We start from the raw sequence: 13,335 nt of genomic DNA, 5'->3' as shown, positions 1-13,335 counted from the left end.
AAAGATAAAAATAAATTTTATTAAAAGATTAAAAAGATGAGGAGACATAATTTTAATCCAGGCTGTTGAAAAAGTTATGTATTAATTAGCCCCATGAAGGATTTCTTGGGCATCGGTTCATTTNGCNAANCAATTCTAAGCTTTTCTTTGTTTGAAAAAGTCCTACCCTCGCGATGCCATCGTCCTGATGGCCGCTCGGCTCGGCACGTCCTGTGCCGAATTACGGACTTTTTCAAAGCCGAAAAGCAAGAATTGCTAAAGCTCATGAAAGAGCCTATTGAAATCCTTTCATGGGGCTTTTTCAGATTTTATCTAACAATTAGGTTTGTCAATAATTTGGATGAGGATACATAATCCTCATCTTTATCTTAAATTTTGCTTTATTAAATTTATAATGTATTCTCTATCCTTTAAATTATTTTCAAAGTCAAGATTGTCCACATTTATTTTAAGAATAGGTGAAATAGAGTATTGTTCAAAATAATCCTGATAGTGCTTATTTAGTCTTTCCCAATAAGCTCGTTCAACAACTTTTTCGTATTCTCTACCTCTTTGGTATATTCTTCTAATGGCCTCATCTACTGAAACCTCTAAATAAACCATAAGCTTTGGAGGATGACAATGTTCAATCATATTTTCAAATAATTCTATGTATAAGTCGAACTCTTCCCTTGACATCTCTCCGCTTTCCATAAGCATTTTTGCAAATATAACATCTCCATAAATACTTCTATCCATAACTGCATTTTCAATAAGGCTTGCTTCCTTTATATGTTTAAATCTTTTATTTAAAAAGAAAATTTGAAGTGGAAAACTATATCTATGTCTATCATAGTAAAATTTTTCAAGAATAGGATTGTTATATACTGGTTCTTCAAAGGGAACAAATCCTTCATTTTTTAATATATTCATCAAGGTAGTTTTTCCCGCACCTACAACTCCATCAATTACTAACATATTCCAAAATCCTCCTTTGTCTATCTTGCTGAGGGCTTGTTGATAAAACATAATATTCTCCCCTTTAAATTTAGTCAGTCTTTAATAGTATAATTTAAATATAGTATCAATTTCAAGGGGCAGAATTTTACAAAAAATTAAGGGGCATTTGCCCCTTACATAAATACTGTAATTTTATGTTCATTCTTATCGTCAAGCAAAGGAATGTAGCTAAATTCTAAGACCTTACCATCAAGTTCAATTTTGTCAATACCTGAACATTTTCCATTATTATTTACAACTTTTATATTATAGGTAGTATCGTTGTAGGTGTAGGATATTTCATATTCTTTCCAGGATTTTGGGATGCAAGGATTTATTACAATTCTATCTTGGAGTTTATTAAAACCTAATATACCCTCAAGGCCTACTTTATACATCCAGCCAGAAGAACCAGTATACCAAGTCCAACCACCACGACCTATGTGGGGTTCAACTGCATATACATCTGCCGCCATAACATAGGGTTCTACTTTATATTTTGAACATTCAAGTTGTGTAGTTGTGTGGTTTATTGGATTGATCATATCAAACAGTTTAAATGCTTTATCACCTAAACCTAATTTTGTGTAGGCAAGTATAACCCAAGTTGCAGCGTGGGTATATTGGCCTCCATTTTCACGAACACCAGGTACATAGCCTTTAATGTATCCTGGGTTTAAATCACTTTTATCAAAGGCTGGTGTAAAGAGTTTAATTATAGCGTCATCGTAGGAAACAAGGTATTTTTCAACTGCATCCATTGCTTTAAGGGCTCTTTCTCTATCTCCAGCATTTGATATCAAAGCCCAAGATTGAGCAAGGGAATCAATCTTGCATTCTTGGTTAATGCTTGAGCCAAGAGGAGTTCCATCATCAAAATATGCACGCCTATACCATTCTCCATCCCAAGCATTTTCTTCGATGCTATTTAATATCTTTTGCATATGTTCTTTATATTTTGCAGCTCTATCATTATCATTTAGCTTTTCGCAAATAGGTATAAACCTATTTAGTATGTCAATTAAAAACCATCCGAGCCATACGCTCTCACCTTTTCCTTTGTTTCCTACGGTATTCATTCCGTCATTCCAGTCGCCACATCCCATAAGAGGTATTCCGTGTTCACCATATCTTAGACCGCGTTCTATTGCCTTTATGCAATGTTCATAAACACTTCCTCTTATTTGTGATGTTCTTGGTATACCGTATCTCTCGTCAGTCTTTTCATCAAGTGGTTCATCCTCTAAATAGTTAACTTCGATATTTAAAATGTCATAATCTCCTGTTTTGTAGATGTATTCAGCTGTAACGTAAGGTAACCATAACAAATCATCTGAGAATTTGGTTCTTATTCCTTTGTCGTGACTTCCAGGATGCCACCAGTGTTGAACGTCTCCCTCTACAAATTGATGTGCACAGTGGAGTAGAATTTGTGTTTTAGCTATTTCAGGCTTAAGATTTATAAAGCTTAAGACGTCCTGTAGTTGGTCTCTAAATCCATATGCACCACCAGACTGATAGAAGGCTGATCTTGCCCATATTCTGCAACATAAAGTTTGATATAACAACCAAGTATTCATTAGTATGTTAAATGGTTTGCTTGGTGTTGTAACCCTAATGGTGTTTAGTAATTTATTCCACATAGATATTACTTCGTTGAGCTTTTGCCTACACATACCAACATCTTTGTACCTATCAATAATGTTACTCAAATCTTCAAAGTTTAGGCAATTACCTAAAAATAGGGATATTTCTTTTTCTTCATTTTGTTCTATCTCTAATTTAAGTTGAACTACTGAACAAGGATTAAAACCGGCACCTGTAGTGTTACTTAAGGTTTCGTAGTTTAGCCCATCAGGGCAATCAAGTTTATTTTCGTCATTAAGAAATTCATTTAAATTACCAGTATAGCTAACTATTTTTTCAGAGGATGAAACAAACATTAACCTGTTTGGAAAATCTGTGTTGTAGCTGTTCTTAAATATAAATGAGTTAAGGTCTTTATTAAATTGACTAACGATAAATTGATTGGTTAAATAATGGGTTACTCCCATAACAGGTCTTACGTAATAGAATATAGATAGTTTTCGTTTTGCATTACTAATATTTTTTAAATTAAGTAGAGATATCTTTAACATATCATCCTTTGGAACAAAACAGTTTAGTTCACCAATTAACCCATTATGATGATGTTTATACCTAACATACCCTGTGCCATATGTTATAACATATTCAGTTTGATGCCTTATAGGTTTTGGAGTCACTGTGAAGTAATCTCCAGTATCATCATCGCGTATAAATATAGTTTCGTATATTGGATCAATAATAGGGTCATTACTCCAGGGAGTTAATTTGTTTTCACGGCTGTTTTCAGCGAAGATGTATCCGCCGCCAGATTCAGTTGAAATAAACCCGAATCTATTATTTGCCACAACGTTTATCCAAGGCATAGGGGTGTAGGTATTGTCGTTTAATTTAATTACATATTCGCGACCATCTGTATTAAACCCACCATATCCGTTGAATATTTGTAGTGGTTCATTGTAAATAGGTAGTTCCTTAAACTCATAAACCCTATTTACTTTATTAAGCTTTACTAAATTTAAAGGAGTTTCTTCTAGACTTAGTTGCTTGTGTATATTACCAAAATCTGCATCTATACATATTCTTGCAACTGAATAAAATAGGTCTATGTCTTCCTTTGGCATTGAATTTATGCTTCTTATAAATATTCCTCCGAATTTATCAAGTTGATCTAAATTGTTGTTGTATCTTATTAAATCCCTTATTTGAGATTGTAAAGGTTGTAAATATCCACCTTCCTCTTTAACTAAAATTACAAGGTCGGTTAGAAGACCTCTAACTCTAAAGTATTCGTGGCATTTTACTAATGTCTCAATTATGTCAATATAGTCAGCTTTACTTATCTTAACAAGCATTATAGGTAAATCTCCAGATATTCCATATGCCCAAAGTGAAGATTGACCCTTTTGATTGTTCTTAATATGTTCTTCATACCTTCTTCTTATTTCTGTTACAAAAAGTATGTGATTCAATATTTCTGAAAAAATTTCCTTTTCATTTAATGTTAGGGATAAATATTTATCCTCCATTTGTGCCCTGAGGTATGCAGAACTAAAGCTTCTGTCAATGTTATAAAATTCGGAGTACTTTTTACATAATTCAATGCAATGTTCTTTGTTGTCTGCAATTCCTGTTATATATGCAAGTGTTACAGAAGAATTTGGTTTTAATATAATTCTCTTTCTAATGCTAAATATTGGATCCAATACAGCACCAGTTGTATTAGTAAGAGGCATATTCAATGCTTTAGGATTTAAAAGAGTGTTGCCTCTTCCAATAAATTTAGAGCGGTCAGTTTCGATTTCAATATTTTCAGAGAACTCACCTGTACATAATGTATGGAATGCCCATACTGTCCTTTTACCGTGTTCTCTTGGCCTTCTTGATGCAATAATACTGTTGTATTGTTCTAAAAATTCAGTTCTAATAAATAAATTATTAAAGCTTGGGTGAGCGATATCTGCCATTAAACTTGATAGTGTGATTTCCATATAGCTTGTTACTTCTATTGTTTTTTCATAATTTGATAGATTACTTATTATGATTTTTTCAACTTGGCAGTTATCCTCTGCACTTATACATACTTCCGTAGTAGTTTCAATATCCTTGTCAGTTCTTGAGATTTTTACATTGTCATCGTTAAAAATAACTTCATATTTATCAGGAATTTTTGATGTAGGTTCAATTGCATTTGACCAAATTATATTTTCGTTTACATCCCTTAGGTATACAAACAAACCATATTTTTTGTTTGTTAGGCTATCTCTCCATCTATTTAAGTATATGTCTTTAAATTTTAAAAAGTTGCAGCCGTAGTTGCTAAGCATAGCAGAAAAGTCGCCATTTGTAATTAAGTGGCATTTAGGAATTAGGCTATTTGGCATACCAAGCTTTTTAGTAAAATCTACGTGCATAAATTGTGGTTTTTCAAGAGGTTTTATTTCTTCCTTGATATTTTTGGTAATTATTGTTCTAACAGGTATTTTTTCCTGTAGTAGAAATTCACCTGCAATAACTTTTGGATTAGAATGGAATCTTTCAATTAATATATTTTTGTTTAAATAGTTGTTTATAGATGTAAGTATCATACCTTGGTGATGTGCCATAAAGCTCTGGACTATTCCATAGTTTGAAGTCTTATCTGTTCTATCAGGTGTAAAATCAATTGCTTCATATAATCCATATTTTCCTAATAGATTATATTTTAGCAATTCCTTTATATTTTCTATGGCAACACGAGGTTTAAAGGGTAGAGCAAGAATAGTGGAGTAGGGTGATATAACCATATCTTTAGATAAACCACGTTTTAAACCAAGTGCTGGTACCCCAAAGGCTTTGTATTGAAAATTAAGTAATATGTCAAAACCATAAAATCCCGATTCTGATGTTCCCCAAGGGACTTTTCTATCCCTACCATAATTTATTTGAGCTCTTATTACAGTTTTATATGTTTCATCAATTAAGCTGTTTGTATAATTTTTCATAATTATGGCGGGCATAAAGTATTCAAACATAGTTCCAGTCCAGGAAACAAGACTTAGATATCCATCAATTTCTGTTAAAGACCTTCCAAGTTTAAACCAGTGATTAACAGGAACTTCACGGTTTATTACAGCAAGATAACTTGCTATTCTTGCTTCTGATGCAAGAAGGTCGTAGTAGGAATTAGTTAACCTATTATTATCTGCATCAAATCCTATAGAGAACAGACCACGTTTTTTATCGTATAAAGGAGCAAATTGTGTATTTGTTACAAATTCATTTAGTCTGTTTCTTAAGCGATATAATGAATTTATTAAAGTCTCTACATCTTTCTTACATAGATTTAATTCTTCATCAAGTAATTTAAGTATTTCATATTCAATATTGCTGATAATGTTTTTTAACTGAGATATTTCATAAGATATATCTTTGTACAGCAGAGGTAGTTCTGTTAATTTTGCAGTCTTTATTTTTTCGGTAAGATTTAATAATTTTTTATATTCATCTTTATGATTTAAAAATTCAAGTTTGTTTGTATTTATTAAACTTGGATAAATTTTAGAATACTGCAGGAAGTCCTTTATCGAGTCTGATATATGTTCTTCGTTAATATTGTTATTTAGCTTGTTTAATATGGTAAAGATGTCTAAATCCTTTGAGATGTCATAGTTGCATTCGTAGTAATCCATTATATCTTGAAGTCCGCTAATAAAATCATATGATAAAGGATTTTTATTTAAAAATTCATCAATTGAGGATGATGCAACCATAAGGTATGCAACAAGGTTTCCACTATCTACTGTTGATATATATTTTGGATGAAGTACCTGTAATGTTCTTGTATCGTACCAGTTGTAAAGATGTCCGTTCCATTTATCAAGCTTTTCTAAAGTAGATATTGTTTTATCAAGCATATATGCAAATTTTTTAAGTGATATATATCCAAGGTCTACTGCACTGCACATAGATAGAATTAAAAATCCTATATTTGTTGGGGATGTTCTATGTGCTATTTTAGTTGTAGGTACTTCTTGAATATTATCAACAGGTAAGTAGTTGTTTTCTTCATTAAAAATGTCTTCATAGAATTTCCAGGTTTTCATAGCGATTTTTCTTATAAGTTTAATGTCTTCTTCAGATGCTTGATAAATTGGTTTGATATCAGGTTGACTTATTCTATAGGCAACTATAGGAGAAGACATCCATAGCAATATAAATGGTAGTGCTAAAATGAGGTTATTAATGTTAAAAATTATGCTTAATAATAGTAGTAAACTTAAACCTACTGCAGAAGGTAACATAGTTTTAGTATAACTTTCTAACGTATTTTTAGTGTTTCTTTCTACATCAGCAGCAGTTACCCATTCAAGCAGGTTTTTGTGTGATATATATACCCTATAGATAGTTTTTAAAATAGCATCAAGGGATATATAGGTAACATATGGTAAAAAGATTATTGTTAAAATAGATTGACATAAAATATTTTTAAATCCATAAATAATATTGTTGTTTAATCTTCTATTTATATTCTTGTAGTATTTAAGTTTAATAAAGTCAAATGAGTTAAATAGTACAGGAAGAAATATATCAAATAGTGTAAGAAGAATAAAATAAATTGAATTAACCCCAAATATATATAAAGATAAAATAATAGTCAAACTGTAGTTTATTGGTAGAAGACTTCTTCTTAAATTATCGAATATCTTCCACTTAGATACAGAGTTAATTGGATTTAAAATTCTTTCACCATAGGCATTTTTTATAAACCTATTAAGCCAAAGAATTGTTTGCCAATCTCCTCTTATCCATCTGTGCATTCTTAATACGTATGAATTGTATTTTTGTGGGAAACCATCAATAAGCTCTATATCTGTTGCAAGTCCTACTCTTAAGTAGCTTCCTTCTATAAGGTCGTGGCTTAATAATGTATTATCTGGTATTGCTGTGTCGAGTGTTTCCATAAAAGCATCTACATCATAAATACCCTTTCCAGTAAATATACCCTCTTTAAACAAATCCATATAAACATCAGATATTGCACCACTATAGGTATCTATACCTCCTTCAGAGGCATATATTCGGGTAAATTTAGATTTAATACTGCTCTCTATATCAATCCCCATACGTGGTTGAATTAAGCCATAACCATCAATAACAATTTTTCTTTCGTGATCAACAAAAGCCCTATTAAGTGGATGAGATATTGTCCCAATGAGTTTTTGGGCAGAATTAATTGGTAGTTTTGTATCTGCATCGAGGGTTATTACATATTTTGCATCCATTATTTTTTCAATGTCACCCACTACAACATTAAAGGTTGTATCATTAAATCCCCTAATCAATCTATTAAATTCACATATAGCTCCTCTTTTTCTCTCATATCCCATATACCTATTTTGTGATGAATTAAACACCCTTTTTCTACATAGAAATATAAACTTATTATCTTTATATTTTTCATTTAGATTATTTATCAATTTTATAGCAGTATCGATTATTTCTTTATCTGTTTCTTCAACTTCATTTTCACTGTCTTTTAAATCCCCAAGAAGTACAAAATAGATGTTGTCACTATTATTAGATACATAGGTTATTTCAAGATTATTAATCAACTCCTTAACCCTTTTAACGTTTGGTATAAGTGTTGGAACGATTACTACTGTTTTACATTCGTCTGGAACACCTTCTGTGAAATCAAGCTTTGGCAAAAAACTTGCTTCAACGTTATTTAAAATATATCTGTTTACAATGTTTATAGATAAATTTAATGCTATTGGTAGTGTTATTAAGATTGATATTATTAAATACAAGTTTTCTAAATAAATTGGTGAGTTATTGTAGGCAAATTTAGAGTATAAAATAGCTATTAACATTGATAAAGAGAATATAGGGAGTAGATAAGAGGTTAAACCTATCTTTGTTATTTTGTTATGTATCCCTAATTTATTTAATAGTTCTTCAATACCACTATCTATTAGATAATAACCTATGTGTTTATGTTTAATAGTATCTTTTTCATTTTCACAACATTCAAGAGCAGTTTTGGCAACAAAGGTTTCTGAGAGGTTATATTTTTTAGAAATCTGCATTATTTTTTTTCGATAATAACTTCTTGTTTCAAAATCTTGTTTAGGGTAGAAACCTGATGGGTCCTGCCTTAATATTCTTTCAACATAGGATAATTCTTCAAATAAATCTTCAAAATTTAGAGCTATAACAAATCTTAGACTGCTTATTGCATTTCCAATAGACATCTGTAGTTTTGCTTGTTCTTGATGTTCGTGATGGATAATATCATCGACTGTTATGTCATATTCAAATAGCTTATCGTTAATAACTGTCATTATAGCTTCGTTTGATTTATTTGATTTCTTTAAGTAAATCAAAACTCTTTCCAAAAAGTGATAGTCAATACTTTCCATATTCTCAAGATGATTAGATACTATTTTAACTATTTCTTCATTGTCTAAATTATTAAATTGACTAACCTTATCCCAAGTCTTTTGAATTGTATAAAGTTTAATGCATAAGGAGGATATATATTCTATTAAGGACAGCTTAAACATTGGTTCAAGGCACCAAAGCTCCTGCATAGTAAGTGGTGCAACTCTTTGGTAAGATTCAATAAAGGAGGTTAAATTTTCTTTGTCTAATCGACCATCAGTATGGCTTATCAGTTCATAGCAAACTGCAAATATTCGAGGAAGACCTTTAAATATACTATTTTTTAAGTATAAAAGCTGTTTGAAAAAATTTTTATCTAACTGATGTGTTAATATTTTATATTGTTCTTCAATTATATAATAGTTGTCTAAAATCCATTCTGAAGCAGAACATATAGGAACATTACTGTTAGATTTTTCATAGAAATATTTATATACATCAGTTATGTTTTTGAAGTTATTATTTAATCTTGTTAAAAGTATATCATTGTGGTTTGGAGTTACTTTATGTTCTTTTGCAATATCAGTTGCGTGCCTATTGAGTTCATCTAAGGATAAAATTCCTCCTTTAGTGGATAGTGGTTGAGTTTTGTCAAGATACAAAGCCACACTATCGCTCCTTTCCATTATGGATTTTTGAGCATTCTGTTTAATCTGTTTATTACATCCTCTGCAATATCATCAGCAAATTCTTGATTATAACCTTCAATGTAAATTTTAAGTACTGGTTTATGGTCATCAGGAAGAATTATTGCATAACCTTTATCTGAGATAAGCTTTACCCCTTCGTAAAGTTCCATCTTGTCTTGTTTATTCTGCTCAATTATTTGTCTTATAATTCTTCCTCTATCAGAAAATGCACATTTAATTTCCTGGTGTTTAGTATAGAATTTTGGCAGAGTATCAACTGCTTCACTTAAGGTAATGTTATTTTCAATCAAAAATGCTGTAATATAAGCAGTTGATAAAATAGCATCAAAGTTTAATATATATTGAACATTTAAATATAGATTATCTGTTTTGTTTAGCATTTGATTTAAAATTTCAGCAGTATTTGATTTTACTCTGGTGACTTTAACGTTATATTGATTTGCTATATTATCAACAGCAAATGATGTTGTATATGGAACTATTAAGTCCTTTTCGCCAAATTTAATTGATATTAAATAGGATAATAACTTATAAATATCCTGTTGTAATAAGTCACCTTTTTCATCTATTAGAATAAAGTTTTCACAACTGCTGTTGATTATAGCTCCAAATAAAAAGTTAGACTTAACTTGTTCAGAAAAATATTTTACATATCCATCTAAATTTGAAAATTTGTTTATGTTGTAGTCTACAGATACTTTACATCCGATTGATTCTAATAAAAGCGAAGCAATAAGAGCACCTCTTTCATCTAAGGATGAAATAAGTATTCTTGGTGATTTTGTTCTTATCTTTTCAATTCCTTTGATGTTATTTAAACAATTTTGTATATATAACTCATAAAAGTTCTTTATATTAATAATGCTTCCTATATTGTATGCACTACATCTTTGAAAATCTTCACGAATAAAAATCTGATCTATTTTCTTTTCTGATTTTCTATCTATATTAGCACCATATTCATTTATAAACTGTATGTTTATCAAGTTATCTGTATTTTTAGATGAAATGTAAATTCCAGAACTACCTTTATAAAATCTAACTGCATATCTTAACACATTTAATGGTTCGTGTTCTAAATCTAAAACCCTGTATCCAGAGGAAATAATTCCAGCAACTATAGACTGTTTAATTGCAATCGCTGAACGAGAACCATTTGTACAAATGAGTATTGGTAATTGCTTTTTACAAGTTGAGGCATATGCAGAGCCAATTAAAGATGCAGTTTCTGGTGTTATCTCTATATTGAATTCACCCTCTATACCATTTTCAGTAAATTTTATTCTTTGGGGCTTTGTTCCCCATATTATATTTCTATTTACAATAGATGAAGATGGGATTAATTTCTCGGGCCAAATCTTTACGCCTGGCTTAATTGTTGAATTTTTTTCAACAAGTGTATCCTTCCCTATAACCGTTGCCTCGTATATATGTACTGAGTCCTGTATTTTAGTGAAATCACAAATTATACTTCCTCTACATTCGACGGATTTTCCAATTTTTATATTGTTCCATAATATGGTTCGCTTTAGAGAAGAAAAGGCATCAATATAGCAGTTATTTCCTATTATTGTGTAGGATTCAATTTTGCACCCCTCAGATATATGTGTATTATCACCAATTATACAGGGGGCCTTTAATACAACTCCTTCAGGTATAAATGAATTTTGGCCAACGTATACACCTTCTTTAATTTTTGTATATTTATTGGATGAGAAGTTTTCAATTACATCAAAGTTTGTTTGTCTGTAGGAGTTTATATCCCCAATATCACACCAATATTCGTTAGTTATATAACCATACATAGGCACATTATCCTTTAAGAGCCTTGGGAAAAGATCTTTACTAAAATCAAAATTTTCACCTTTCTTATAATAGTTAAATACTTCGGGTTCAAGTATATAAATGCCTGTATTTACGGTATCACTAAATACTTCGCCCCAAGATGGCTTTTCTAAAAATCTAACTATTCTACCTTCTTCATCTGTTATTACTATTCCATATTCAATGGGGATACTCTGCTTTTTTAATATTAGTGTAGCCTTAGAATTTTTAGATTTATGATATTCAACTGCTTTAGTTAAGTCTATATTGGTATATGCATCACCACTGATTACAATAAATGTTCCATCTAAAAACTTATCTGCGTTTAAAACACTTCCTCCTGTACCAAGAGGAGTTTCTTCTATAAAATATTGAAGATTAACTCCAAATTTTGAGCCATCTTGAAAATAGTCAACAATACTGTCAGGCATATAATATAATGTAGCTGCAATTTCGCTTATATTGTGTTTTTTTAGGAGATTTATAATGTGTTCCATAACGGGTGTATTTGCAATTGGTACCATAGGTTTAGGTATATGACAAGTTAGTGGTCTAAGCCTTGTTCCTTCACCACCAGCCATTATTACAGCTTTCATTAAAGTCACCTCGCAGTTTTTTGTAAAATAATGTCTATATATTAGTTTTTAAATTAAAGGGGTAAATTATTCATTACCCCTTTAATTTAAAAATTATTATCCCCGCTACCATTAGAATGACCCCAATTATTTTAGTATTGTGGAATGGTACTTTTTCAGTTCCAAAAAGTCCGAAAAAGTCTATAGCAGCAGCCGTTATAAGTTGAGCTATTAGTATGGTGGATACTGAATATGTTGGGCTGAGTTCAGAAATTCCTCTCATTACAAAATAAATAATTAGAACTCCAATAACACCACCAAGTAAATACAGCTTATTAACCTGGGTGATTTTTTTAAAATCACCATTACCAACTATAAGTAGAATAACAAGAGTAAAAATAAAACCCGTTATTTGTACTACTATATTTGTTTCCCAAAGACCTATTTTTTCACTACAGCGGGTATTAAATACTCCCTGTATACTCATTAGAAAACCAGCTAAAATTGAAAAAACTATACCAAGTAAAGTGTTTTGCATAATGTCACCTCAAAATATATTATTCCCAAAGATTTGTAATTTATTTATAATAAAAAGGGGTGATGATATGAGAAGTGATTTTGATTTAGTTGATGTATCGATTTTAACGGATAAAATCATATTTGATATTAGGTATGCTACATATAGAAATTTTTTTAAAAGGAGATTTTATATAGATGAAAGATGTTTATTAAGATATGGAACAGCTAAAAAATTAATTAAAGCTAATGAATATCTATTAAAATTAGGTTTTAAACTTAAGGTTTGGGATGCATATAGACCTTTGTCTGTTCAAAGGATAATGTGGGAAGCTGTAAAAAATGAAGACTATATTGCACCACCTTGGAGAGGTTCAATTCACAATAGAGGAGCTGCAGTTGATGTCACTTTGGTGGATATAAATAATAAAGAAGTAGAAATGCCTTCAGATTTTGATGATTTTTCTGAAAGAGCAAGTATAAATTATACTTGAATTCGGCAAGTGATGCCGAAAGGCATTGAAATTAAAGAATTTTTTGTTCAAAAAAATTAAAAGAAATCATCCCTTTTTAGTGTTAAAATATAATTGCAAAACCAAAACACAAAAGGGTGATTTCTATGAATAGTTTACAACAAAATCAAAAAAATTTAAAGAGGAAAATTAGATTTTTAAACATGAAAGCAAAATTTAATGATACCAAAGTTACTTCTGTAGCAACTTTTTCTTATGTGGAATCCTTTAAACAAATAATAGGATTACCAACTATTTTAGAAAAAGGCG

At 30.5% G+C, this 13,335-nt stretch carries 5 protein-coding genes; 1 reads left to right on the top strand and 4 read right to left on the bottom strand.

The window, feature by feature from the left end; genetic code table 11:
- Positions 1-363: 363 nt before the first annotated feature.
- From A3M9_RS0101095 to A3M9_RS0101080, 4 genes are all read right to left on the bottom strand, one after another.
- A complete protein-coding gene (locus A3M9_RS0101095) occupies positions 364-1,008 on the bottom strand; it encodes a deoxynucleoside kinase (protein ID WP_027307566.1) in 645 nt (214 codons plus the stop codon).
- 104 nt (positions 1,009-1,112) lie between these two features.
- Positions 1,113-9,596, bottom strand: coding sequence for a GH36-type glycosyl hydrolase domain-containing protein (locus tag A3M9_RS0101090; RefSeq protein WP_051350538.1), 8,484 nt, complete (start codon positions 9,594-9,596; stop codon positions 1,113-1,115).
- Between the two features lie 17 nt (positions 9,597-9,613).
- Complete coding sequence (locus tag A3M9_RS0101085) at positions 9,614-12,058, bottom strand: sugar phosphate nucleotidyltransferase (protein ID WP_027307564.1); 2,445 nt, start codon at positions 12,056-12,058, stop codon at positions 9,614-9,616.
- Between the two features lie 73 nt (positions 12,059-12,131).
- Positions 12,132-12,575: a DMT family transporter gene (locus A3M9_RS0101080; RefSeq protein ID WP_035165633.1), complete on the bottom strand. Its 444-nt coding sequence runs from the start codon at positions 12,573-12,575 to the stop codon at positions 12,132-12,134.
- A 67-nt stretch (positions 12,576-12,642) separates the two neighbouring features.
- Between A3M9_RS0101080 and A3M9_RS12915 the strand changes: the two genes are divergently transcribed.
- Positions 12,643-13,047 (top strand): M15 family metallopeptidase, encoded by a 405-nt coding sequence (locus A3M9_RS12915; protein WP_198011923.1) that lies wholly within the window; start codon positions 12,643-12,645, stop codon positions 13,045-13,047.
- Positions 13,048-13,335: the final 288 nt, after the last annotated feature.

Source organism: Caloramator sp. ALD01 (assembly GCF_000472625.1).
In the GTDB taxonomy this organism is placed as follows: domain Bacteria; phylum Bacillota; class Clostridia; order Clostridiales; family Caloramatoraceae; genus Thermobrachium; species Thermobrachium proteoclasticum.
This window is presented reverse-complemented; position numbering and strand designations above follow the sequence as displayed.